We start from the raw sequence: 23,388 nt of genomic DNA, 5'->3' as shown, positions 1-23,388 counted from the left end.
TTAAGAAGAAATCTCCTGAATTGCCTGTTCACCCGAAGTGAAAGATTCTAAATCGTGGGCATCCACCTTCAGTTCTCCATTTTCAATCATCCACGTGATGGTAGATGTAAGGATTAAGACGGGTTGATCCCCAGGATTCACAAACTCCTCATCCAGCCCTGTTAAGGTCACTTTATAAATGGCATTTACTCTGTACGAGTCATCTTGCTTGCGAACGGAAATGTTATAAATCTCAAGGTCTTTCATTTGACTGACGTCCACATCTTGCGACGTTTCATTCGCTTCGAGCGTTTGTTCCACCTCTTTGCGGTATCGTTTCGTAAAGTAATCAATCGAGCCGCCTTGCAGGGTATCCGTTAAAAACTGTTCGGTTTGCGTGAACACGTCTTTTTCTTTCTTTTCAGTAGCCTTATATTTTTCGACATTCTTCGATAAATCTGCATTTTTTTGTTTTAAATCTTGATTTGTCGCAAATAAGTTAAATGAAATGATGACTAAAGCCACCACAAGAAACAACATTATGAGCTGTACGAGTTTCGAACGATTATGCATAGTTTCTCCCTTCTGTTAGACGGGTTCATCGGACGCTAAATACAACATGGGATTGAGTCTAGTTCCAAACATCTGGCCGGAATGAATTTCAAAATGCAAATGGTCGCCGGTCGAACGTCCCGTAGAGCCACATTGTCCAATCACTTCCAACTGTTGCACTTCTTGCCCCACCTCCACGCCAATGCGACTCAAATGCGCATAAGCCGTAAAGAGATTGTTGGCATGTTGTATGATGACGATGTTGCCATACGTATTCCTCGGATAACTGCTTGGGAATTCCGCATACACCACTTTTCCTTCCTTGGCTGCGTAAATGGATTCTGGGTTGCTACAGGCAAAATCAACGCCTTCATGATTACTAATTTCGCCTGTGACCGGGTGAATACGTACGCCATAATTCGAATTCACTTGGACATTCGGGATTGGCTGTGCAAAATCACCGGACTGGACCGTACAATTCATCGTCAATCCGCCAAGTGAACTGACGATAGATGTAATTGTCGGTACCCAGTGTGCATTGAGATTCGTCGGATCGTTTTCAGCACCAATCGGGGCATAAACACTGCCGAGATCGACAATGGTGACTTTCCCGTCTTGTATGATGCGATTGTGGAGTGTTTGCCCCATCGCCATCAATCCTTCTTCTAGCGTCGCAAAGTTCATCAATCCATCTGTTCCCATCAAACCACCCGGGTTATTTTTCGTGATGACCGCATTCGATGTTCCATTCGTGGTTTCATGAAATGCAATGGCCGCCATGAGCACGGGGTCAATGCCTTTTTCCTTCGCAATCTGTATGAAGACTTGTCCTTTACCCGTAAAGACCCCTGCCGTACTGAATTTGGCTTCCCAACGCTCTTTATTGATTTCTCCATTCACCGCGCAATACGCGCCTCCTGAAGCATCTGAAAGGGCTTGTACGTTTTGATCGGGATTTTCTAAATCAAATCCTTTGTCTTTGCCGTTCATCGCCATGAATACAGGAAGGACGAGTAAGAGAATGGCAGTGCCGATGATGACCAATCCAAGAGGATTGAAGAAAACCTTCACGAGAAGCAACTCCCCCAGTGTTTTGGCGGTTTCCTTTGTGTTCATCTCCTCACCCCTTCTCCTTAAATCGTGATGTCGTTAATACTCTTTTGCTCAAACCACAACATCTCCGTCACGTCATTCAACTGCACTTCCAGTTTGATTTTTTTGGAACCGGTATAGAAGATGCCTTTTCCGGCTTGTTCTTTTTTCTTGCCGTCTTTTAAGATGAGCGTTTCACGTTCGCCTTTCGAGAACGTGTTGCCGAGCTCTTCTTCTAGGAACTTTAATTCCTCTTCGCTCATTGGCAGATACAAGCGCTGCACTGATTGCGTAATAATCGCTTTTCCGTAGTTTCGATTCTCATCTCTCGCAGACAAGAAATCTTCCACTGATTGAGAAGCTGTCGTAATCCCACAATTAAACGAACGCAACACTTTCATCATGAAGTAGATAAACTCCATCGCCTTCGGAACCTTTGGATCCGCAATGACATGTGCTTCATCAATGAAAATTTCACTTGGTTCCCGGTCGCCACTCATAATCTCGTAGGTCGTATGCGAGAGAATGTTATAAAACAAGATGCGTTGAATCTTTTCGTTGTTGCTCATTTCTTTCAAGTCATAACACACCAGGTCGTTATCGATGCTGATGTTGGTGTGTCCGTTAAAGAGTTCCGAGTACATCCCCGTGACATAGGTTTTGAGTGTCGTGTGAAAATCCCGGATGGTTTCAAATAAATACGGATCATCTTGTTGATCTTTTTCAATGAGTTCATATAATTCTTGTAGAGTCGGATAATCGGTCGCCGTCAATGAACTGGTATTGGTCGAATCTGTAATCCCTTTTTCCGCGTAGACTTTTTGAATATAGCTACTTAGAATTTCTTCTTGTAAATCGGTCATGCCGTTATACATGAGGCGGAACATGACTAATAGATTCGAAATCTTCGTTAATAGGATATTGCCAAATTCCGTTTCCTCAACGATGACTTTCTCACTGACTTTCGGAAGGTCCAGCGGATTGATGCGATTGCCGCCTTTTAATTGAAACTTCACCCATGCCCCACCCAAATCTGCATAAGAACGTCCGAATTCACCTTTCGGATCCACGGTAATAATTTTGCGTCCGAGCATGTGCTTGTTTGTCATGTTGGCGAACAAATACGTCGATTTCCCGATTCCTGAAATTCCAATCACGAACTCATGTCGATTTAACAACGTGGTGTCATCGACAATCACGACGTTTCCGGTCGTCATGTTGCGACCTTTAATTAAACCGGTCTGTGAGAACATTTCATTTTCATGAAAGGGAAAGAAGTAGGAAATGGCCTCGGAATTGCTCATCTTGTAGGTCAGCTCATGCACTTTATTTTCATTCAGGGGCAGGAAGGAACGGAAGGCGTCAATGGCACGGTCCGTTGGATTATGGATGATTCCGATTTTGGAGAATTTGCTTTTCACCGTCGTGGTCAATTGATCGAGCTCCTCGATGGAACTCGCCACTAAGTGAATCAAGGTGTGGAATAAGAAGATTTTATCGTTTCGATACGCGAGATTCTTCAGCATCTCCGATGCACTATCAATCTGACCTTGTGATTCGATTATGGTGTTTTCGTCTGCAAACCGTGTATTCATTTTCATGCGGTTTTGCTTGATGCTTTTGACGAGCTGCGAACGCACTTCGCCGGTGTGGTATTCCTGAACATAATTGATAATGGACACGTTTTCTGGAATTTCGGTGACTTGCTGGATTTTGTTTTGGTCTTGCACGGGATCGTAATCGACAATCAACAGGGACCGAGTATAGTTAGCCCCCACACGGACGTACGAGTCGTATTCCGTGATGTTGTCAGGTGCTAAGACGGTGAGGAGTGATTGGTTCATGCCTCTGACTGTATCTTCAAAACTCGCTTCTTCTTTTTTGTTTGGGCGTAGTAGTTGTGTAAACCAATTCATCGTCTCGTCACCTCCTTATTCAAAACGCTCATTCATTTGATTTTTGTAGTAGTTCAGCAATTCTTTTGCGGTATTTTTCCCAATGATGACATCAGCGCTGGCGTTCGTTTTACTGATGATGTTCTCGCCTTGCGCTTGTGCATTTTCAAAGTCGATACAGGCATAGTAAAACTTCAGCAATTCATCGTTGTTGAGCACCTTCACGTCGAGCTTTTCGTAGCCACTCAACATCATTTCAAGTTTCGACTTCAAGATATTCGCTGTCATATCCATCTTCATGTAGTCCTTTTCTGGACTAGTCATGGGTTTTGAAATCACCAAGTAGCGTTTTCGTGTCACCATGTTTTTGGACTTTTGAATGCGCTCAATCTGGCTCATGTAGCCTTCTTTCAACACACGTTTTGCGTAAGAAGAATCCGTCCCCAGTTGGTCATTGAACCACATCAAGTAATTCGTTAAATTAATCGGTTGTGCCACCTGCATGATTTGAATTTGTTTTTCACCTGAGTCATTTAAGAACGCTTGATACGCTTCAAGCACTCGTTCTTTGGAAACTTCATTCATCAGCGATAAATTGACCGAAGAGATTTCCAACACTTTGATTAAGGTGTTACTCGACGATTCAATGCAGCCGTTCGCAATGTTCTTCAGTCCAAGTTCGGTACGGGTATCCCCATCGCTACGACTCATCGGCAACTCTCCTTTCGCATAATAAAACTCTTTCTTTCGCCATTTTGCTTGTAGTTTCCACATCACTTTGTATTGCAGAAGTGAAAGATTTTTCCGAACTGGATGTTTGTTGAGTTGAAAAACGGCCACCAACAAAGTGGGGGAAAACGCAATCAACATCATCTTTTGATCGAGATGACCCATTCTGTACAGCACGTAAGAAATAATCATGCCCAAAACCACAAATGGGGAAAGGACAAATACATCTTGAAAGGAAATATTGCCGTATAAGTATTTCTTGGTGTCGATATTCAGTGGCAATTCGACTTTTCCAGAAGAGCGCAATCGTTCTTGTCGTTCAAAGTAACCTTCGGAACGCATAGCTATCACATCTTTCTAGGTTAGAGATTCGTTTGAACATAATCGATGACCGGGCGAGCCAGTAAAAACAACACCACGCCAACTACACATAATTTAATGCCGTTTTTGAATTTCGGGGAAGATTGTTCATCTCCTGCCCAGACCCCAATGGCGCAAATCAGCAACCCAATGGCAAAGATGGTAATAAACGTTCCTTGCATGTCGCTAAACAATGTATCTAAAAAACCTTGAATTCTTTCAAACATTTCCTCCACCTCCTAAATCTTGTATTGTGTCCACTCTACCAAGTTGCCACAATAAAGGCAAGTTAAATAACCATATTTTACATGGGCACTATTTCCTTTTCTGTTTAGGTAATAAGTTCAAGTATTCCCTCGATTTCAAGGGTTCTTAATTCAAAGCAATACAAATTATGGATAAAATAATTTAATTTATAAATAAAAAACGTTAAGAAGGATTATCTTCTTAACGCTGCTAATAACTCATCTCTCATTGCTTCCATTTCCGGAGAAAGACCCTCATCCTCTTCGACACTATCTGGTTTTTGACGTCTTTCCCGATCTTTTTTAAACCACTCCGGCAAGTTCTCTTCTTTTCTTTCGAACCCACCTTTTTGTTCCTGTTCACATAACCATTGCTTCTTGTCCTCTACAGCCTTGGTAAGCCTTGCATGAATGCTTTTAATCTTGCCAGGTGTACGTTCCAACGAATAGTTTAACGCATCAGCATATTGATAAGCGCTCAAAATGGATGCATGCCCTAAATAATGATTCGCTATATCTTGTATGTGAATATCGTCATCTATCAATCTCTTTTGATGTTTTTTCAGTACATCCTTGATCACAACCGGCATCTCCAATTGTTCAATGCCTTGATAGATCTTATATTCAGTCTCTTTAAAGTCAGTATCACTAAGGTCAGTATCATTAGTGTTAAAATTTTTAACTTCTTGAAGTAAAGAATTTTGATTTCTTGAAGTTAAATTTTTTAACTTCTGTTGGGGCTCTAAGGATGACGGGTTTTCATTCTTCTTCTGTAACTCCACTACATCCTCGTTCGTCACCTGTGGTTTTAATAAATACAGACGATTCGATTGTGATAAACCCATGCGTTTTTCTTCCAGCAACTCTGCCTTTTGCAGTTCTTTTTTAATTTTGATGACGGTCGGCTTGCTGCAATTTAAAATCTCGCTTAATTGCTCATTCCCGAATAAAAAATAGATATATCCATCCTCATCAAACCATTGGTTGCGAATCGATAATTCTAATCGATCTTGCAGCAGTGCAAAGGCAATCTTCGCGTCATTGCTCATCTTTTTATAAAGATCGCTTGTGAAGAAGATTTTGGGTAAACGATAAAAGCGTTCCCCTACTTCTTCTTGCACACGAAATTTTTTCGCCATGTCAAATCCCCCCTTTTACATTTTGTTCATACACCAGAAACTCCAAAGAAGGATTCATTCACTCATTTTTGATGTCTTCATGGCAAAGATAACGGATGAATAGAGGTTCACAAGACTCTATTCAAATGCTATACTTACTACATCAATTACATGAATTTTCCTTGGAATTTCTCTACCGATATACTTGATTATTGCTGGTCGCCAAACTGTCCAATAACCAAGTTTGTAGAGATTTTTTGATATATAAATAAAAATTTAGTTCAGTATACCACCTACATTCACCAGATGCATAATGATTTTTTGAAAGGATTTTCCACTATGACCGAAAATGAAATCGATATTTATCAAAAAATAGGCAAAGCCCTTAAAGAGATTCGAAAAGAAAAAAAGTTAACCCTTCAGCAAATTGAGAAAAACAGTGATCAACACGCAGCCCGGATTTCATTAGCTGAAAACGGCAAATCGAATCTGAGCATTGGCTGGATTATTCATTACTGCAATGTGCTCGACATCAACCCAAATGAAGTATTTGTTCGCGCTTTTGCAGAGGACTTTAAATCCCAACAACTGGACCGTATCTTTGATAAGTTCGCTGCCTATCAACTTGAAAAAACACCAACAGAAAACGACTAACCTGAAAACACGACGCTACCTGGTTGTGTTTTTTTGTTTGCAAAGAAAAAGAGGATAGATAGATACAGACAATAAAGGATGCAAAAACCGAAACAAGATACGTATACAGATATGTAATGGCAGACTGGACAATTAGGATGAATTAATCGTAAATAAGTCCGGAACCCTTGGTATGACAGCCTCTTGAATAGTTTTTACTGTATCATACAGTGATTGAATCGCTTTTAGATTTTCTTTTTCGCTTACCATTCGTTGGACAGCTTTGTAGTAAGTTGCCCGATGGGCTTGGTTGAATGAAAGCGCACACTGAAGAAGCACAGCAACCGACGTTAAACCCGTTTTTGCTTTGCAGCCTTTTCCTTCTATTTTCATCATGATTTTTGTCGATTGTTTCACGACTTCATGGAACGTACTGCGCGCGATGCCAATTTCTTCGCAGATTTCTTTTTGCGTTCCCCACTTGATAGGTTGATCGACATTCGCATGATTACTGATAAACGTTAAAATATCGCTTTCCCACTCTTCGTAATGACTTCGAGATCGATCTTTCCGAGCCTTCTTAAATTTGTACCATCCCTTCGGGTTGGATGGAATAACAATCTCTTTCCCACTCCCCCACTCTTCTAGCAGTTGTTGAATATAGGAGGAATGAGCCCCTTTGAAACGGCCTCGATATGCACTTTTCATAATTTTTCGTACTTCCGAATGCTTCAGAGGAGTTTGTAGGGAAGAATTCGCTTCATCTAGCAAATTAAATGTTTCGTCCTCTTCTTTTCTAGCACTGTAACAAGCAAGAGCCAACGTAAACAACAAGTTATCGCGACCGATTTGCCCTTGTTGCCCTTTTACATGTTTGGCATGCAGTAATTCCTGGAACCAGGCTTCTTGTGTAACATCGTGAGCTGATTGGTTTTCATGGACCACAAATAAGCCGCGTCCGTGATTGTCATCTTCTCTTCTAGACCATTCAATTAAATGGCCAAAATCAAACGTCATTTCTTTTGAAAACCAACGAATGTTTTCTTCTTTAGGCATACGGAAAAAGCCAAAGTCGTTACACGAGAGATCCACTCCCTGTAAAACCTTCGCTAAGTTACGTTTCATATTTTCTGAAATCCGTTTGGCCACTTTCAGACCACGAAAATCATGTTTATTTGAAATGAACAAAGGCTTGTCCAACACAAAATAAACCTGAAATCCTTTCGGGGTTTCCAAGATTAAGGTTGGGGCACCGACACTGTGATCGAGTGCAGCCGTCAATATTTCCGTATAGGATTGTTTTTTGGAATCTATATCGACAACAAATGTATTGATTTGTTGTAAGTTGGTTTCTACATGCCCTTTGATGTACTTTCGACTTTGGTTGGTGTAAGTACCATAGTTAAAAACATTTGGAGTCCAGTGAGATAGGTTCTGGTAATCCTCTATAAGGGTTTCTTTAGAAGAAATTATATAACCCTTCACTCCTAGTGGATTAGATAGATTCTCCTTCAAACGCGTGACGAACAATGCACCCTTTTTATGATAAGTATCAATTTTGCTAGCTTCGCTGAGTTGGGGAAGGGTGGCTCTAGATTTGGCTTTTTTAAAAGTAAAGATTCCTTCATGCAGAACCGTATCGAAAATGTGTTGAATATGTTGCATTTCACTTCCCCCCTGACATTGTAATCTATAGAACTCTTATACTCGCAAGCTTCTATTACACAACTTAAAGCAAGTATAAATCTCTGTAAATAGCGTCATATCAAGGTTTCTTCAATCTTTTAAGTGGATATTTCTACTTTTCTACTTATGCGAGAATGAATTACTGTCTCGCATAAGTAGATATTTCTACTTTTCTACTTTAGTTAAAATGAAGCCATTCCTCGCATAAGTAGATATTTCTACTTTTCTACCTTTGTCGATATGTTCTCGTATCTAACATAAGTAGATATTTCCACCTTTCTACTTATGTTAAATTGAAATTGTTTCTCGCAAAGGTAGATATTTCTACTTTTCTACTTGTGTTGAAATGAATCTGTATTTAACAAAAGTAGATATTTCTACTTTTCCACTTGTGTGAAGACGATTTTATTTATTGGTTATTTTCAAATCGATTAATCTATTGATCTATCAACGATTGATTAAATCATTTTTAAAACATATTTCCCACACAAGTAGATATTTCTACTTGTGTTAATTTAGAAATAATTATCGCATAAGTAGATATTTCTACTTTTCTACTTGTGTTATATTGATTTTGTTTTTCGCAAAGGTAGATATTTCTACTTTTCCACTTATGTGGAGATATCTATATATCTAACAAAAGTAGATATTTACACTTTTCCACTTGTGTGAGTATAAAGACTAAATATACAAAAGTGGATATTTCTACTTTTCCACCTATGTTAGAATGATTTTGTTTCTCGCAAAAGTAGATATTTCTACTTTTCTACTTTTGCTGAAATAAAAGAGTAAATATTACATTTATATTACATTTCATTTTTCTACCTAACAAAGTTCCACTTGTGTTATTATCAGACATATACAGAAGTAGAAGTTTGTTAGGTAGAAGTTTGTTTTTTGGTAAACTTTAGAAGGAGGGAATGGAATGAGCGCAAAAACCATTGTAGTAGGAAATTTTAAAGGTGGAGTAGGAAAAACTAAAGTGTCTGTAATGACTAGTTGGGAATATTCAACTGTATATAATAAGAAAGTATTATTGATTGACATGGATCCCCAAGGAAATGCAAGTACAATGATTGCTCGATCTACAGGTATTGAGACCATCGATAAAACCATCTTTGATGGATTTAAGAGTGGAGACCTCCGGAGCGTCGTCATGAATGTAACAGAAAACTTAGACATGATTCCTGCAGCAGTCTCTTTCAAAAATTTCTCTAAATTTTTATATTCAGAATTCAAAAATGACCTAGACCAAATATCGTATTTAAAAAAATTACTTGAACCATTAAAAGACGATTACGACTACATTTTTATCGATGTTCCACCAACAATCAGTGATTATTCGGATAATGCCATGATGGCAGCAGACTACGTTTTAATTATTTTACAAGCTCAGGAATTGTCCCTGGAAGGTGCAGAAACGTATGTTTCATATCTTCAATTCATGACTGATGAATATGATGCGGATATCCAGGTTTTAGGTGTACTCCCTGTATTATTGCGAGCAGGGGGAAGGGTTGACCAGATTACAGTCGAAAGAGCAACTGAGCTTTTTGGTGAGGATAATGTATTTAAGAATGTCATTAAACATCTCGAACGTTTGAAGGCATGGGACATTACCGGGATTAAGAATGAAGATCATCATGATAAAAAAGCACATCAAATTTTTATTGATGTCGTAGATGAAATTGAAGAGAAATTGGCACACTTCGAGGCGGTGAGCACATGAATGAACAAATAAAAAGAGGACCACTCATTCAGAAAAAGCAAAAACCCAATACCTTGAGCCGTCCAAAACCTGTTCTTGTGACAGGAAAAGATGATTTTAAGTTTTCGTCTAATGAATCAAATGAGGATAAAATTGTTCAAGTTTCCAACAAAGAGAAAGAAAAATCCCAAGTTGCATCTGAGAAAAAATCTCCCTCAATTGAATTGGAGAAAAAGAAAGTAATTCCGCAAAAGAGAGTTTCCGTTGTTGGAAAAAACAATAATGTAAAATCTATTAAAGTCCCACATGACCTTCATATTCAAATAGGTGTTTTGGGGAAATTTATGGATGAAAATAAAACCTATGCAATTATCTCTCAATTAGTAAATTATTATGTAGAAACCGAATTAACTGACCGTCAACAAAGACAGTTCGAATTTATGACCGATTTCTTACATGATACTGAAGAGTGAAAAAAACATAAAAAATCCGTACTCGATTCAACAATTGAATCAAGTACGGATTTTTTATTTTCGCCAATAATTGATAAAGTCACTTATTGCTTCAGGTACGCTCTTAGCTCCAGCTTTCATTTCATCATGAATTACGGAAAGCATAACTCCCCATGAAATTTCTTCTTCATATGGATTATTGGCATTTATGTAGCGCATTACTTTCTTCAACTCTTTCATTCGATTCCCATCTAGTTGGGTAGTTAAGTAATTATGAAAGAATTCATTTATAAAATCTGAATTTCTTATGCTCGCATCAAGTAACAGTGCCGTTGCTCGAGAGGGTGTTACATCTAAAGCATAAGCCAATGTGGTCAGATTCTCATAATCATGTTGCTTAAATCGTATTCCAATTCTTTCATTTTGAGCAGAGGCCGAACGTTTTTGAACGGATACTCTATTCAAATCGCCTAAAAAGAAAGTAGTTCCAAGCTTTAAGTCTCGTCTAAAGTTAAGAGCAAGATGCTCCAGCACTTTCGGAGTTACAATACCTTTTATGCAAATTTGTTCAGCCACAGTTTTAACTGGTGTATTTGAAATATATGATAACCGAGAAATCGCTTCTTTTAATTGAATTGTAATTGTAGGTTGCACTTCTCGCTTTTTATCGCTGCGTGTCTTTCTCTTCCCTACTTCCTGACCAACTTGCACCATAAAATTCCCTCCTTATGCCTGTGACAGTTTCTTAGTGTCATAGACTTATTTTTCAACTTATGAAAAAGGGAATGGAGATATGTATAAATCTTTTGAAATTGGAGAGACTACCAGTATCAAAGAATAAGTATAGGAGTGTTACTATGGATCAAAAAAAGAAAGCTGCAGATTGGGCAAAGAAAGCAATTGACAACGCCAACAAATATCATCTTCCACTACAAAAGAAAAAACCTAAAAATAACAAGTGATTAATAAGATTTTCTATAAATGGAATATTAATTCGATTTATAATCAGGGAATTTAAGAAACTAGATAGCTAGCCCCATCTTATATACTGCAACATGAATAAACATTGACCCATAAATCTGTGACAGTTTCTTAGTGTCACAGATTTACTTGTTGTTAAATTAGAAGGGTAGGGGTAAGGTATCAAATACTGTAGCTAATTAACTGTCAAAATTGAAAAGAAGAATCCAATGCCGGCTTTCATTAATTCACTGGATGAATCGTTGACCATTCATTTTCAGCCGTCTCCACAAATCGCTCCGGCAAAATGGTCTGGTGGCCGATGAGACGCCCCACCAATTATCATATTCTCTTTTGGTACACACCGACAATGCCATTTTTTATTCCTTTTTTAAAGAATTTTATATAATTCAGGTTGTCAGTTTACATGAAAATCCCCCTTTATAAAGTGTTAGGAACTAACTAACAAATATAAATTGAAATTGGGGGAAAGCTCATGTCATTCACTACACAGGAATATACGCGAAGAATTATTTTAACGAAATCAGATTTAGATAAAATGGTAATCGCACAAAATAGCTTTCAAAGGTATTGGAAGGGTGAAATTTCTAAAGCAACTTTCCAAGCAAACATCATCGGTCTTGGTGCAACTGCTTTAGGATTTGTATTTAAAACTACGACTGCTGGAATAATCGTCACTGTTGCAGAAGGAGCTTTTTCCTGGGCTACGTTATCATATAAAGAAACAGTTGCTGATACAGCTGAATATGGGAATAACCAAATCGTGGATTTATTCAGTATGATGGTTAGTAACTCGGGTTATGCACAAATTGATGTTGAACTTCCTTATTTAGAATTCAGAGATAGAAATACAGGTAATTTAACAACTATTGTTTCTGGATATGGAATTATTCATCGAATTAAGCTAACAAATGGGAACTGGATTACTCAATAATACTAGATTTAAACTGCACCTAAATTGTTAGAAATCAACAATATGGTGCAGTTTTTCGGTACCATTTTTTAATTCTCAAAAGATTTAAGTATTTTCGGGTGATTTATTAATGATTTTTATTAATTCTTTAAGCAATTCTTCATTAGTAAATCTAAATTCTTTGTCTACATTATCTATTTTAACTATACCGTCTTTCGAAATATGCATTAAAAAATTCATACCAAAAGTCGCATTAACTCCAAGCGTATAGTCTATTGGCGAGTTTGAAAATGTCCATTCTCTCTTTAACTCAGCTAATTGTAGAATTTCCTCAACTCTATATAAATCCAGATTCTCTTCATAAAATTCGCGATTAATCGACTTTTCATGATCAATTACAACCATTGAAGTGATTTTATCAAATTTGCCTTTTTCAATTAAAATCTCGTCTAATGGTTTTGTACTAGATTCTTCAACCATAGAGAAAACAAAAAATCCAACTAAAACTATAACAAGAGACAGAATCATAATAATTTTAAATTTAATCATTAGTTATACTCCTCGTATATTTATTAATGAAAGGTTGTCAATCCACGCTATATTCATCCTTTGTATAATACATTGTAAAAATTTTAGTACGATTCTAAACACTGATTTGAAAGGGCATATTTTTTTGTGATAAAATAGAACACACGTTCTAAAAAGTGGGGTAAAAAAATGAAAAATCCAATATTAGTAACTTTTCTGTCAAAAACTGAGTACAAAATTTTATATAATGATTTTCAAAAATCTCCAACTGAGGAAAATAAGATAAAGTTAGAAAAGGCTTTTAAACTGTATTTTTTAAAAATAAGATTATTACAATACTTATCAAAAACAATACACTTCGCTGCAAGAAATTTTGATAAAAAACAACGAAAGTTGTACGAACAAAATCAATTAATACTGGATAAACCAGTTATTGGTGATGGAGAAACCATATTGAACACTTTACAGAGTGAGAGTTACCATGAAAATTTTGATGAAGATATGATTAGAGGTTATCAAAATATAGAATCCTACTTCAACAATCAAGTCATTTCGGAAGCAGTAGCTAAATTAACTACAAGACAAAAGCAGATTCTTTATTTATCTTTTGTAGAAATTTACTCAGACCAAGAAATAGCTGAATTACTTCGTGTTTCAAAACAAGCAATTAATAAACAAAAAAACTATGCTATTAAAAAGATAAGGGGGGATATTAATGATCGATGAATATCAAATTATTATACAACTTGTAAGTAATATTGGTTTTCCTATTGCAATAACAGTCTATTTACTGCATCGTTTCGAAAAAAAAATAGACTCGCTGGAGGAAAATATTCAAAAGTTATCGTTTGCTATAGCGAAAAATCAGCAGAAAGAATAGGAGGAGATTAAATATGAAACAACACTTAAGAACTAGAAATGATCAAGCATTAAACGAAGAAGTTATAGTTATGTTACGACCAAAAATCAAAGCTGCACTATATCAAACTAACTTCAGTGAACGAGCAGATTTAGAACAGGAATTAAATTTACTGGTACTAAACGTCCTAAGCAAAAAGCAATTTAATAGACTGCCTACATTTTTTGAGCTACTTGATAGTGATACAGAAGGTGAGTTAGTCTTATTTTGAACTATAAAAAAGTAAATCTCTTGTACCAAAAGAAAGAACCCCTCGAACTAACTAATGTGTCTATTTAAACGTTAATATTTGGTAAAGGAGTTGAAGGGGTAAATGTAACAATAGCAAGTGCTATCAAAGAAAATGTCATAATAATCATAGCTACTATACTCCCAATTCTAATCAGTTTAATTTGTATCTCTGATAATTCAGGAGTCTCTTTGTACCTCCAACGATCCAAAAATAAATAACTTTCCACTGGTTTATAAAGACTCCAAATACAATATCCATATACCGGAATTGATAGTACTATACATATGAATAACAATGAAACACTCCTCCTAACTTATAAATACATGTACGTTTTATCTAAAATTAAGATTCACTTTTTATTGTTCATTTTTCAAAAATAGCAATATCTATGGGATGATTTACTTTTTCTAGTTACTTCATTATAGGCAAGTGGTTCTCCACTGGATACTGATGTGGATTGATGCAATCGGAACTCTTCACTTTCAATAAAACGTCCATTCATTCTTGCCATCACATTATTTTTACTTTTTAGCTCTTCATCTTATTTTTCTTCACAAATTCAGAAAATGTCTGAAAGACTTTTTCCCTTTGTTCCATCGAATCGTCTCCGAGATCAAAATACTTCTCTGCCAGGGCACCGGTTTCAATTAACCGTTTGGTCCGGGCTTTTCTCTTTTCCCAATTGATTTTACGCAGGGCTTCATTTTCCAACCGTTTCTTCTTTTGTTGCAGCGCCTTCACTTTTTCTTGTAATTCATTCACTTGTTGCAGCCGATTATCCTTCATGGCGCATCATTTCATTTTCACGCGTTTCATTCTCCCCATTCACTTGAACAGCCAGCTCTTGAATCCATTTCAAAGCTTCTTCCTCTGAATCCACATTCCACACCTTTAATAATTCACGTCCAATATTCAGCTGCATTTGTTCCTCTAATCGTTTTTGTTTTTCCTTTAATTTCTCAATTTGCTGTTCGATCGTTAAAATCTTTTCAAAGTTATTCGCCATTGTTCTTTCACTCCTTTTTTATTTATATATAAAAATATTAACATATATATAAAAATAATCTATAAAAAAGGAAAAATTATGGTACAATAAATCCGAGGACTGAAAGACGAGTGCCCATTTATACACCACTAAAGTGGTGCCCTGGGTTTTGCCTTCGGTCAAAAAGTTTGTCGCCTTCGGATATGAAAAAGATAAATGAAAAAGAGGGGAGGGAATTAAGATGAGTTATTACATGCTGCGAGCGAACGTGATTAGCAAAAAAACACAATCCGTAGTAGCAAGTGCCAGCTACCGAAGTGGAATGCCTTTGTATTCTGAACGCGATGAAGAAACCAAAAGCTTTCGAACTCGTGGGGTAGCCCCTGAAGTATTCATCTTAAAACCTAATCACGCCCCTGAATGGACGCTTGATCGTGAAAAGTTATGGAATGAAGTTGAGACAAAAGAAAAAGCATGGAATGCGCAATTAGCTCGTGAGATTCTTATTGCTTTGCCACTCGAACTCAATCACGATCAACAAAAGAATCTCGTCAAAACATTTGTTCAAACGCACTTTGTCGATGAAGGAATGGTGGCGGATGTCGCCATTCATCGAGATAAAGAACACAATCCTCACGCACATATTTTACTGACGGTTCGTCCTTTTAAAGAAGACGGGACATGGGGAGATAAGAAAAGAAGAGTGTATGAACGAGATGAAGACGGAGAGATCAAACGAACAAATGATGGAAAGAAAATATTTCAAACGGAATCGTCAACGGATTGGAATGAACGAGAAACATTGGTGAAGTGGAGACTTGCTTATGCAGAAGCCATCAACGACTCTTTCTTAGAAAACGGGATTAACGAAAGAGTCTCAGCGCTCTCTTTTGAGGAACAAGGATTGGAAAAAATCGCCGAAGTTCGTTTGGAACGTAACGAATATCATTTCGTTAAACGATTGGCAACGCAAGGAAAAGAAGCATCCACTTTTTATCATCAACTCAATCAAGAAATTCGCCAAACCAATCAAGAAATTGCGCGTCTGGAATCCAAAATCGTTTCGCTCGTTGCGCATCAATCAACTCCATCGATTGAGAAACTTCTTCACCAGGAAACGAGTCTCGTGATGAGCCAACTCGAACCTGAATACCAAAAGAGTATTCATTTTTTACAAGGCCGTTTAAAACAAGATGTGCAATTCAAAAATGTTCGTCAGCACTTAGACGGATTGTATCGTTGGAGAGAGCGCACACTCGAACCGAAAGAAACAGAAATGACTGTTACGCATGGCTTGCTTGACGCTGTCAACAAGGCGTATCATACACAAAACCAAGCACTCCTGCAGTCCCAAGGTTTTTCATTGGATCGCTTCTATGAACAATTTGTGCCTCGACTTGAAGCATACGAAGAACAAGATAGGCTGCGAGAAAAAGAAGCCCAAACGCAAGACATGTTACTGGAACATACGGAACGAGTTTACAACGTCTGTTCACTGATTACACATCGCGCATTCAATCAAATATACTCAGATGTTTCAGAAGAGTTTACATGGAACGATCGTGTCCTTCTCGCTAAATCTGACATTCTTGAAGCACTTAAACAAAATCGATTAGATCAAGTTCCAACTTCTGAAGACGTGTCAGAAGTATTAGCGATTGCTGAAATGGAGCAACTAATCGAAAAAAGCGATATGTTAAGCAATACTGTCCGGATTCAATCGTTAACTCGTAATAAATTGGGTAAAGAAAAGGATGCGCTTCTTAAAATGCGCGGGGAACCTGAGAAAGTCTATTCTCTTTCTATTAAGCTGAATACGATGCAACAACTTCTCATCCAAAGTAGTCGCAAAGCTGAGTTGGTTAACGAACAACTAGGGCTACTTCTTCGTCAAACGTTTGCAGACGAAAAAGAAAGCACTCTTAAACAGATCGATGCGTTGCCTCTTCAAGTAAAAGCTGACATTTTGCGCTATTACAAAGATGAGTTAAAGGATGGGTTCATGCCAAGTTTAAAATCCTGCGTACAATTCGCTGCAACTCAGGAAACTGAACGAACTGCCAAGCAGCAAGCTTATGAAAAAACGCAAGCTCATCCATTTTTCAATCGCTTATCAACCGCGCAGCGAGACATCTCTCACTTTATGGGAGGACGAGCATCCAGCGAATTACTTGAACAATTGATCCATCAATCCAGCTTTTCTCACGGTGCTAAACAAAGTACACAGCTGTCATCTAAACTTAAGAGAAAAACGAAGAATCAACGCATCCGTCAGCAATTAGATTTAGAAGTCGACTTATAGAAGGGTGGAGGAAAAATGGCGAAACGAAAATTCCGAAAAGGTGCCGGAGTACGAATAGCGATGACATTCCTATTAACTCTTCTGATTGGGTATGTGTTATCTGGATTGTTTACGTTATTGAAGTTAAAAGGCGAGCTCAACCATCGGCTACTCGATGTATCTGGTACCCTTGATTACGTCCTGAATGATGCCGACAATCAAACCAAACTATTAATTCTTCTATTAATGGGCATCTTCTTCTTTTGGTTTATTTCCAAGATGAACTTGATTGAAAAAACCTATGAAGATGCACATGATTACGGTGTCCATGGATCGGCACGCTTTACGTTACCACAGGAAGTCATGAATGGAAAACAGTTAGCTAAACGCAACAAGTATCACAAAACGAATCCCACTAAAACGTTTGAGTCGCTTGAAAACGGCTTGATTGTAGGGAAGGTTCCGGATAAAAAACAAGTGCTCATCATCCCTCGAGAAACGTCCATCGACAACCGAAACGTGTATGTGGTCGGATCCAGTGGGAGTGGGAAAGGACAATCCTATGTATTGCCGAACTTGTTAAACAATCGAGAAGAATCGATTATCGTCACGGATCCTAAAGGCGAACTTTTTCATGAAACAGCCCAAATTAAGCGTGAGCAAGGGTATCAAGTCTATCAAGTTGATTTCATTAACTTTAATGAAGACCGATACAATTTACTAGATTACGTTCTTGACGATCAGGATGCGCAAAGTGTCTCTCTAACCATAGCTAAAAACTCCACGAAAGATGGAAAAGAAGACTTTTTCATGGAACGTGCGCAGAAAATGTTAGCTGGATTGATTGTTTACTGCAAAACAGAAAAACAAAATGCCAGTATGAAAGACGTCATTGCGACGTTTAATGAAAAAGTGGCACCTGATGAAGATGAATTCCGTGATTGGGTAGAAGATGATTTAGGTCAAAATCATCCAGCGTATCAACTATTAAAAGGGTTGACGACACTTGGTGGCAATACACGAGCGAGTGTTACCTCTTCATTCGCATCCCAAGTGAGCATTTTTACGCTAAATAAGATCAGCAAGATGACAAGTACAAGTGATTTTAACTTCCGTACATTCCAAGAACAAAAAAGTGTGCTATATGTGAAATTACCCATGGACGACAATCCATTCATGGCCCTAACATCTGTCTTTTTCGACCAATTGATCTCCCAATTTTATAAAATGGCCGATGAAAATCGCGGGAAGTTGAAAATCCCAACCATTTTCTTATTAGATGAGTTTGCGAACATCGGAAAAATTGAGAAATACGGTCGCGTTTTAGCCACTTGTCGAGGGTTAGGGTTATCTATGAATACGATTGTTCAGGATAACGGGCAGATTGAAGCGATGTATGGCAAAGAAATGGCTCGTTCTATTTTGTCCAATCATGACACGCTCTTATATTTACGCAGTAAGGATATGGAGACCATCAAGTATTTCTCTCAACTCGCTGGCGAAACGACAGCAAAAGTTCAAACCGGTTCCACCAGTCAAAGTGGCGGCTTCATGAGTGGCAAATCGAGTGCTAGTTCCAGTCAGTCCGAACAATATGTGAAGAAACCCTTGATCCCCGAAGGGGACCTATCCAATATTCCTAAGGATACCAGCTACTTATTTGTCAGTGGCATGTTCCCAATGAAACTTGAAAAGGCTTGGCAATCCGAAGTATTTGGAAACTATCTCGAACAATTCCATCACGTCCATCAAGTAGAGGAACCGAATCGAGTCGTAGAAACACAAGTCGCTGCAACAGAAGAAGAGGCGCCACAAGCTGCACCTCCTACTTCTGTCAGTGCGGGCATAACCACACGAGTACTCGAGGAAGAATGGAATCAATCGGAACATCTGGACTTAGATTTTGATGAGTCCGAGCCGGAACTACATGAGTCGCTTACCGAAGAAGAGGATGATTCTGAAAAAGAGGACATTCAAAAGCGATTAAAAGAGAAAGAAGTGACCATTCAAAACTTCTTCTAATTCTAGATGGATGACTATATAAACCCACACACCAAAAGGAGTGAACTGGATGTATTTGACCATTAGTGAAATTCTCGCAACGGACAAACGGATCTTAAGTTTTTATGACCCTGTGCCCTTTGAGGCACTTACATATGATGGTGTTCTCGATTTAGAGGAAAACATCGCAGATTACACGGTGACTTGTTACACACCCATTCGTATTGAAGGCAGGTTAGAGCCTTTATATGAGGCTTGGTATGTACGAAAGGACGTGATTGAATATGTCGAGTAAAGTAGATTTAACTGAAGTATCCAAACGGTTAGAGACGAGCTTAGAAGATTTATTCAAAAATGACCGATTCCAGGACTTGTTGAATGTTATGGCTTCAGGACACAATTATTCTTTCCATAACGCGTTACTGATTGCTTCTCAATATCCGGATGCGACCATGATTCGCGGTTTCAAACAATGGCAAGCGCTCGGACGCCACGTCCTTAAAGGCGAAAAGAGTATTGAAATCCTTGTACCTACCTTTCAAAAAGAAGTAGAGCAGACTGTAGACAAGGAAACCGGTCGTGTCCTTGAGGATGAGAACGGCGATCCACAAGTGAATGTAAAAGAATCGATTAGTGGCTATGTATTTGGCAAGGTGTTTGATGTCTCTCAGACAAGTGGCCGTGACCTTCCCAATGTTCGAGATTTCGTCCAGAATGATTTGCAGTCGGAAGACTCCTTGAGTGAGTTGTATGACCGTTTTGTACAGAACGTAAACACAGACGAGAAGAATCCGTTATCCATTCAAGAAGCTCACCACGAGCATGAAGCCTATGGTGGTTTTTATAATCGTACGACCGACGAGATTGTTATCAATACAGCAGTTTCCAATACAACAGATGCTAAATTCAGAGTCGTCATTCATGAATATGCACACGGGCTACTTCACAACAAAGAAAATGAGATGCATCAATATCCCCGTGGTCATAAGGAAGCACAGGCAGAATCCGCAGCCTACATTGTGTCGAAATATTATGGGCTAGATACCAACCTGACTTCGACCGGCTACATTGCGACCTGGGCTCAGGACTTGAATGTCGCCAAACAAGCGATTCAAGAAGTGCAGCAAGTATCCAGTCATATGATTGAACAAATTAATTCTCTGCAAAGTGAAAAAATCAATGAGTTTTATCAATCCATCGATCCTTCCAAAGTGAAATCTGAATTAGAGGAAAAACTTCAAATTGATTTAAACGATTTTCCAACCATGCAATTGGTAGATCCAAAGAACGGATTGGTCTTATTTGCGAAAGTGGAAGAAAATACACGCGACAACCAACTTATCCTGCGTACTAATACTAATCGCTTAGTGCCGTTAAGTGACTTGGAAAACCGTTATCATGTCATCAACGTATTGGAAAACAAGAATGAAATTACAAAAGAGTTTAAAAAAGTAGAAGACTTCATGAAGGTAACCAAAATCGATGATGGTAAATATGCGGTAACACTAGAAGGGGGCACAACGACTGAACGAACTTTTGCGAAGAAAATTGAAGGACAAAAGTTCATTCAGAAGACAGCGATCGCCCAGTCCTTAAATACCGAACGATTTCTATCTGTCACTTCCGTGAAAGAAACCAATCATTTACAGACCAAAAATGAAAAGCTTTTACTTGAACGTGTCGGCAAGTACATTAAAGCGAAGAACTTTAAAGCTGAGCACCGACAAAATGTTACGGTAGGATGGCATTTAATGAAAAACCCATTGTTGCAGTCCAGTGAAGCATTGGAGAAAAACATTGAATCCTTAAATCCTCACCACAGTCACACCAAAGAATTAAAAGAAGCAGTGGCTACCAAAGAAAAACAACACGAATTAGAGAAATGAAACAATAGGAGAAAGTGGGAATAAACCCACTTTCTCTTATATTTATTTACTGAAATTATTTACTGAAATTAATTATTGAAATATGATATTATATCTGGAAAGATTATGTAATAAGTAAAACATTAATTTGAGTTTATCCGAATCAAAAAATGGAAATTAAGCTACCGATATCACATGAAAAGCCAAACAAGAATGATGTTAATGAAGATGTAAGAGAACGATTGAACGATTTGGCAAGAGACTTTAACCTTGACCAAACTTTTTTTACTCAAATGTATCAGTCTGCTCATTCGTTATGTAAACCAAGAAGAAACTGTAAATAATCCGTTCGGTTTTATCAAATCGAAAATAAAGACTGCTTGGGAAATACATCAAAATGGCTTTCCTATTACTTTTGCTGATTTAAAATCGAGTAAACGAAGAACTGTACGGACAGAGTCGCACGAAAGATCCCAATTGAGTGAGGAAGCGAAAAAGCAAAAACGAAAGTTGCTCGCAAGTTTTGGGAAGTCTCCGGAAGAAATTGAAGAATTGATGAAAGGAGAATAGACACATTGGAAAATTACCTTAAAAGTTTAAAAGAAGATTTAAGCGAAATAAGTAATGAACAATTGATGATTACAGTGAGACGTTCAGATTTAGAAAGTTTGATTCAAGCATATGAAAAACTGAAAGAAGAAAAGTCCTCCACGAAATAAGGGAGGACTTTTTTAGTGATTAGCAATATCCGAATCAGAGAGAGTGCCCATCTACACAGCCTAAAATTTTTGGTATGGTTTTGGGCGACTTCTAGTCGTGAATAATGCACTGCATTAGACCCGCAGGGGCGAAAAAATTTCAAATTTAAAGCATGTTTGATGCACAAAATTAAGATTCAAATTGCTGCCCACAATGCTTCGAGAAAAGGCTGCAAATTCTTAATTCACAGTACATCCAAACTTAAGCAATAAAAAGCCATACCATGACCGGTAGTGGCTTTTCTTACGCTCTATTTTTTTGCATGAACATTTCAATGGTCAGTGTTTCGCCATTGTTATGGAGCAGAAACTTCTTGAATAATTTGAAGAAGGATTTAAATAAAATGAGAGCCAACAGCTCACGATTACTGGGAAACCTAAATACCTTTTGTTCATCACGAGCGCAGCTGCGAAGATAGTAAGACACTTATTTAGGTCAAACCAGTTCTCTAATCCAACCAAAAAATTTAATTTTTAGGCTAATTACATAATACAGGGGTCTAATGAGTATAAGACAAAAAAGAGAGGATGAAAAAAATCATTGGAATGGTTCGTGAAGCTCAAAATGGAGATAAACAAATATTTTTAAAAATTTTCCGAAAATTTGAAGAAGATTTATACCGAATGGCTTTTGTGTATACAAAAAACAAAGAAGATGCATTGGATATAGTTCAAGAAACAGCGTACAAATCCTTTAAAAACTTACATGGTTTAAAAGAACCACAATTTTTCAAAACTTGGTTAATGAAAATTGCCATAAATTGTGCAATTGACTTGTTAGAAAAGAAAAATAAAGTCATTAAGTTTGACGTGAAAAATATTGAGGATGTTGCTTTTATAAATAATGATATTCCTCTGTCAGTAACCCTAAATGACTTAATTGGGTCACTGAACGAAAAAGAAAAAACAATTGTGCTTCTAAAATTTTATCACGGTTATAATTTTAGAGAAATAGCAGAGATCATGGGCTCTCCTTTGGGGACTGTAAAATCTGATTTATACAGAGCCTTAGAAAAGTTACGCAAAAAAGTACGGAGGTCGGATATGTATGGATAATAATATAAGAGAAGAGATAAGGAAAATAGAAATTCCAAAGGAGTTACACGATAGAGTTCGAATGGGTGCCGAGAAAGCATATACAGAAAAAGTGGTACAGGAGCTTAATCGCAAGAAAATCGTAAATATTAGTTTAAGGAAAAATAGAAAAAACTATATTGGTGTCGCAATCTTATTATTTATTTTGCTATTAGGTTCGGCTTTTGTTTCTCCAGCAATGAACAACGCCCTTGCAAAAGCACCTTTCTTGAATTTGATTTTCGAACCCAAGCATTCAATTACCTCCATAGTCGTGGCTATTCATGAAAAGTTGATAAAAAAAGGATATCGTATTGAGAATGTTTTTTTAGATCCCCCGGATAAAATTATTAAGATAAATATTAAGGGTACAGAACAATATTACACTGATGTGAAAGAGTA

27 protein-coding genes are annotated in these 23,388 nt (G+C 37.7%); 15 read left to right on the top strand and 12 right to left on the bottom strand.

The window, feature by feature from the left end:
- From AC3EA5_RS14010 to AC3EA5_RS13985, 6 genes are all read right to left on the bottom strand, one after another.
- On the bottom strand, positions 1-552 hold the full coding sequence (locus AC3EA5_RS14010) for a hypothetical protein (RefSeq protein ID WP_488608903.1): 552 nt from the start codon (positions 550-552) through the stop codon (positions 1-3).
- A gap of 15 nt (positions 553-567) precedes the next feature.
- Positions 568-1,647 (bottom strand): M23 family metallopeptidase, encoded by a 1,080-nt coding sequence (locus AC3EA5_RS14005; RefSeq protein ID WP_488608902.1) that lies wholly within the window; start codon positions 1,645-1,647, stop codon positions 568-570.
- 17 nt (positions 1,648-1,664) lie between these two features.
- The gene (locus AC3EA5_RS14000) at positions 1,665-3,539 is read right to left on the bottom strand and encodes a VirB4 family type IV secretion system protein (protein WP_488608901.1); all 1,875 of its coding nucleotides are present in this window, start codon (positions 3,537-3,539) and stop codon (positions 1,665-1,667) included.
- Positions 3,540-3,554: 15 nt separating this feature from the next.
- A complete protein-coding gene (locus tag AC3EA5_RS13995; RefSeq protein ID WP_488608900.1) occupies positions 3,555-4,589 on the bottom strand; it encodes a TraC-like domain-containing protein in 1,035 nt (344 codons plus the stop codon).
- A gap of 20 nt (positions 4,590-4,609) precedes the next feature.
- Positions 4,610-4,834, bottom strand: coding sequence for a hypothetical protein (locus AC3EA5_RS13990; protein WP_427447687.1), 225 nt, complete (start codon positions 4,832-4,834; stop codon positions 4,610-4,612).
- Between the two features lie 212 nt (positions 4,835-5,046).
- Entirely contained in the window at positions 5,047-5,991 is a 945-nt protein-coding gene (locus AC3EA5_RS13985) for a replication initiator protein A (RefSeq protein ID WP_488608899.1), read from the bottom strand.
- A 318-nt stretch (positions 5,992-6,309) separates the two neighbouring features.
- Between AC3EA5_RS13985 and AC3EA5_RS13980 the strand changes: the two genes are divergently transcribed.
- Entirely contained in the window at positions 6,310-6,624 is a 315-nt protein-coding gene (locus AC3EA5_RS13980; RefSeq protein ID WP_488608898.1) for a helix-turn-helix domain-containing protein, read from the top strand.
- 132 nt (positions 6,625-6,756) lie between these two features.
- Here the strand turns inward: AC3EA5_RS13980 and AC3EA5_RS13975 are convergent, their stop codons facing one another.
- Positions 6,757-8,268: a primase C-terminal domain-containing protein gene (locus AC3EA5_RS13975; protein ID WP_488608897.1), complete on the bottom strand. Its 1,512-nt coding sequence runs from the start codon at positions 8,266-8,268 to the stop codon at positions 6,757-6,759.
- A 946-nt stretch (positions 8,269-9,214) separates the two neighbouring features.
- Between AC3EA5_RS13975 and AC3EA5_RS13970 the strand changes: the two genes are divergently transcribed.
- Positions 9,215-10,018 (top strand): AAA family ATPase, encoded by an 804-nt coding sequence (locus tag AC3EA5_RS13970; protein ID WP_488608896.1) that lies wholly within the window; start codon positions 9,215-9,217, stop codon positions 10,016-10,018.
- Complete coding sequence (locus AC3EA5_RS13965) at positions 10,015-10,470, top strand: hypothetical protein (RefSeq protein ID WP_488608895.1); 456 nt, start codon at positions 10,015-10,017, stop codon at positions 10,468-10,470. Before AC3EA5_RS13970 ends, AC3EA5_RS13965 begins: the two co-directional genes overlap by 4 nt.
- Before the next feature lie 54 nt (positions 10,471-10,524).
- On the opposite strand, the gene AC3EA5_RS13960 is transcribed toward AC3EA5_RS13965, so the two are convergent.
- Positions 10,525-11,163 (bottom strand): hypothetical protein, encoded by a 639-nt coding sequence (locus AC3EA5_RS13960; RefSeq protein ID WP_488608894.1) that lies wholly within the window; start codon positions 11,161-11,163, stop codon positions 10,525-10,527.
- Between the two features lie 742 nt (positions 11,164-11,905).
- Here AC3EA5_RS13960 and AC3EA5_RS13955 point away from each other — a divergent pair.
- Positions 11,906-12,364, top strand: coding sequence for a hypothetical protein (locus tag AC3EA5_RS13955; protein WP_488608893.1), 459 nt, complete (start codon positions 11,906-11,908; stop codon positions 12,362-12,364).
- 84 nt (positions 12,365-12,448) lie between these two features.
- On the opposite strand, the gene AC3EA5_RS13950 is transcribed toward AC3EA5_RS13955, so the two are convergent.
- Positions 12,449-12,892, bottom strand: coding sequence for a hypothetical protein (locus AC3EA5_RS13950; RefSeq protein WP_488608892.1), 444 nt, complete (start codon positions 12,890-12,892; stop codon positions 12,449-12,451).
- Between the two features lie 168 nt (positions 12,893-13,060).
- Between AC3EA5_RS13950 and AC3EA5_RS13945 the strand changes: the two genes are divergently transcribed.
- From AC3EA5_RS13945 to AC3EA5_RS13935, 3 genes are read left to right on the top strand one after another with little or no spacing between them, the layout of a single operon-like run.
- Positions 13,061-13,597 carry a sigma-70 family RNA polymerase sigma factor gene (locus tag AC3EA5_RS13945; RefSeq protein WP_488608891.1) on the top strand — a complete coding sequence of 179 codons (537 nt, stop codon included), beginning with the start codon at positions 13,061-13,063 and terminating at the stop codon, positions 13,595-13,597.
- Positions 13,587-13,751, top strand: a complete 165-nt coding sequence (locus tag AC3EA5_RS13940) for a YvrJ family protein (RefSeq protein ID WP_488608890.1) — start codon at positions 13,587-13,589, stop codon at positions 13,749-13,751. Before AC3EA5_RS13945 ends, AC3EA5_RS13940 begins: the two co-directional genes overlap by 11 nt.
- A 13-nt stretch (positions 13,752-13,764) precedes the next feature.
- Positions 13,765-14,001: a hypothetical protein gene (locus AC3EA5_RS13935; protein WP_488608889.1), complete on the top strand. Its 237-nt coding sequence runs from the start codon at positions 13,765-13,767 to the stop codon at positions 13,999-14,001.
- Between the two features lie 64 nt (positions 14,002-14,065).
- On the opposite strand, the gene AC3EA5_RS13930 is transcribed toward AC3EA5_RS13935, so the two are convergent.
- From AC3EA5_RS13930 to AC3EA5_RS13920, 3 genes are all read right to left on the bottom strand, one after another.
- Positions 14,066-14,317, bottom strand: coding sequence for a DUF6199 family natural product biosynthesis protein (locus AC3EA5_RS13930; protein WP_488608888.1), 252 nt, complete (start codon positions 14,315-14,317; stop codon positions 14,066-14,068).
- Between the two features lie 233 nt (positions 14,318-14,550).
- Positions 14,551-14,808, bottom strand: a complete 258-nt coding sequence (locus AC3EA5_RS13925) for a hypothetical protein (protein ID WP_488608887.1) — start codon at positions 14,806-14,808, stop codon at positions 14,551-14,553.
- A complete protein-coding gene (locus AC3EA5_RS13920) occupies positions 14,798-15,028 on the bottom strand; it encodes a hypothetical protein (RefSeq protein WP_488608886.1) in 231 nt (76 codons plus the stop codon). The genes AC3EA5_RS13925 and AC3EA5_RS13920 overlap by 11 nt, the downstream gene beginning before the upstream one ends.
- Before the next feature lie 220 nt (positions 15,029-15,248).
- Here AC3EA5_RS13920 and mobQ point away from each other — a divergent pair, with 220 nt between their 5' ends.
- From mobQ to AC3EA5_RS13880, 8 genes are all read left to right on the top strand, one after another.
- Positions 15,249-17,309, top strand: coding sequence for a MobQ family relaxase (mobQ, locus tag AC3EA5_RS13915; protein WP_488608885.1), 2,061 nt, complete (start codon positions 15,249-15,251; stop codon positions 17,307-17,309).
- Between the two features lie 15 nt (positions 17,310-17,324).
- The gene (locus tag AC3EA5_RS13910; RefSeq protein ID WP_488608884.1) at positions 17,325-19,310 is read left to right on the top strand and encodes a VirD4-like conjugal transfer protein, CD1115 family; all 1,986 of its coding nucleotides are present in this window, start codon (positions 17,325-17,327) and stop codon (positions 19,308-19,310) included.
- Between the two features lie 49 nt (positions 19,311-19,359).
- Entirely contained in the window at positions 19,360-19,584 is a 225-nt protein-coding gene (locus AC3EA5_RS13905) for a hypothetical protein (protein ID WP_394189523.1), read from the top strand.
- Positions 19,574-21,175, top strand: coding sequence for an ArdC-like ssDNA-binding domain-containing protein (locus AC3EA5_RS13900; protein WP_488608883.1), 1,602 nt, complete (start codon positions 19,574-19,576; stop codon positions 21,173-21,175). Before AC3EA5_RS13905 ends, AC3EA5_RS13900 begins: the two co-directional genes overlap by 11 nt.
- 249 nt (positions 21,176-21,424) lie before the next feature.
- Positions 21,425-21,724 (top strand): hypothetical protein, encoded by a 300-nt coding sequence (locus AC3EA5_RS13895; protein ID WP_488608882.1) that lies wholly within the window; start codon positions 21,425-21,427, stop codon positions 21,722-21,724.
- 5 nt (positions 21,725-21,729) lie between these two features.
- On the top strand, positions 21,730-21,873 hold the full coding sequence (locus AC3EA5_RS13890) for a hypothetical protein (protein WP_488608881.1): 144 nt from the start codon (positions 21,730-21,732) through the stop codon (positions 21,871-21,873).
- Positions 21,874-22,440: 567 nt separating this feature from the next.
- Entirely contained in the window at positions 22,441-22,968 is a 528-nt protein-coding gene (locus AC3EA5_RS13885) for a sigma-70 family RNA polymerase sigma factor (RefSeq protein ID WP_488608880.1), read from the top strand.
- On the top strand, positions 22,961-23,388 hold a 428-nt coding region (locus AC3EA5_RS13880; protein WP_488608879.1), incomplete at its 3' end, for a hypothetical protein. The genes AC3EA5_RS13885 and AC3EA5_RS13880, both read left to right, overlap by 8 nt.

The sequence above is a fragment of the Paenisporosarcina sp. genome (genome assembly GCF_057785155.1).
The sequence above is the reverse complement of the archived record's forward strand: the minus strand, read 5'-3'. Positions and strand labels throughout refer to the sequence as shown.

What these genes read in the sequence shown, in the direction of transcription:
- AC3EA5_RS14010 (WP_488608903.1), bottom strand. Translation starts at nt 552, where the DNA reads ATGCATAATCGTTCGAAACTCGTACAGCTCATAATGTTGTTTCTTGTG.
- AC3EA5_RS14005 (WP_488608902.1), bottom strand. Translation starts at nt 1,647, where the DNA reads ATGAACACAAAGGAAACCGCCAAAACACTGGGGGAGTTGCTTCTCGTG.
- AC3EA5_RS14000 (WP_488608901.1), bottom strand. Translation starts at nt 3,539, where the DNA reads ATGAATTGGTTTACACAACTACTACGCCCAAACAAAAAAGAAGAAGCG.
- AC3EA5_RS13995 (WP_488608900.1), bottom strand. Translation starts at nt 4,589, where the DNA reads ATGCGTTCCGAAGGTTACTTTGAACGACAAGAACGATTGCGCTCTTCT.
- AC3EA5_RS13990 (WP_427447687.1), bottom strand. Translation starts at nt 4,834, where the DNA reads ATGTTTGAAAGAATTCAAGGTTTTTTAGATACATTGTTTAGCGACATG.
- AC3EA5_RS13985 (WP_488608899.1), bottom strand. Translation starts at nt 5,991, where the DNA reads ATGGCGAAAAAATTTCGTGTGCAAGAAGAAGTAGGGGAACGCTTTTAT.
- AC3EA5_RS13980 (WP_488608898.1), top strand. Translation starts at nt 6,310, where the DNA reads ATGACCGAAAATGAAATCGATATTTATCAAAAAATAGGCAAAGCCCTT.
- AC3EA5_RS13975 (WP_488608897.1), bottom strand. Translation starts at nt 8,268, where the DNA reads ATGCAACATATTCAACACATTTTCGATACGGTTCTGCATGAAGGAATC.
- AC3EA5_RS13970 (WP_488608896.1), top strand. Translation starts at nt 9,215, where the DNA reads ATGAGCGCAAAAACCATTGTAGTAGGAAATTTTAAAGGTGGAGTAGGA.
- AC3EA5_RS13965 (WP_488608895.1), top strand. Translation starts at nt 10,015, where the DNA reads ATGAATGAACAAATAAAAAGAGGACCACTCATTCAGAAAAAGCAAAAA.
- AC3EA5_RS13960 (WP_488608894.1), bottom strand. Translation starts at nt 11,163, where the DNA reads ATGGTGCAAGTTGGTCAGGAAGTAGGGAAGAGAAAGACACGCAGCGAT.
- AC3EA5_RS13955 (WP_488608893.1), top strand. Translation starts at nt 11,906, where the DNA reads ATGTCATTCACTACACAGGAATATACGCGAAGAATTATTTTAACGAAA.
- AC3EA5_RS13950 (WP_488608892.1), bottom strand. Translation starts at nt 12,892, where the DNA reads ATGATTAAATTTAAAATTATTATGATTCTGTCTCTTGTTATAGTTTTA.
- AC3EA5_RS13945 (WP_488608891.1), top strand. Translation starts at nt 13,061, where the DNA reads ATGAAAAATCCAATATTAGTAACTTTTCTGTCAAAAACTGAGTACAAA.
- AC3EA5_RS13940 (WP_488608890.1), top strand. Translation starts at nt 13,587, where the DNA reads ATGATCGATGAATATCAAATTATTATACAACTTGTAAGTAATATTGGT.
- AC3EA5_RS13935 (WP_488608889.1), top strand. Translation starts at nt 13,765, where the DNA reads ATGAAACAACACTTAAGAACTAGAAATGATCAAGCATTAAACGAAGAA.
- AC3EA5_RS13925 (WP_488608887.1), bottom strand. Translation starts at nt 14,808, where the DNA reads ATGAAGGATAATCGGCTGCAACAAGTGAATGAATTACAAGAAAAAGTG.
- AC3EA5_RS13920 (WP_488608886.1), bottom strand. Translation starts at nt 15,028, where the DNA reads ATGGCGAATAACTTTGAAAAGATTTTAACGATCGAACAGCAAATTGAG.
- mobQ (WP_488608885.1), top strand. Translation starts at nt 15,249, where the DNA reads ATGAGTTATTACATGCTGCGAGCGAACGTGATTAGCAAAAAAACACAA.
- AC3EA5_RS13910 (WP_488608884.1), top strand. Translation starts at nt 17,325, where the DNA reads ATGGCGAAACGAAAATTCCGAAAAGGTGCCGGAGTACGAATAGCGATG.
- AC3EA5_RS13905 (WP_394189523.1), top strand. Translation starts at nt 19,360, where the DNA reads ATGTATTTGACCATTAGTGAAATTCTCGCAACGGACAAACGGATCTTA.
- AC3EA5_RS13900 (WP_488608883.1), top strand. Translation starts at nt 19,574, where the DNA reads ATGTCGAGTAAAGTAGATTTAACTGAAGTATCCAAACGGTTAGAGACG.
- AC3EA5_RS13885 (WP_488608880.1), top strand. Translation starts at nt 22,441, where the DNA reads ATGAAAAAAATCATTGGAATGGTTCGTGAAGCTCAAAATGGAGATAAA.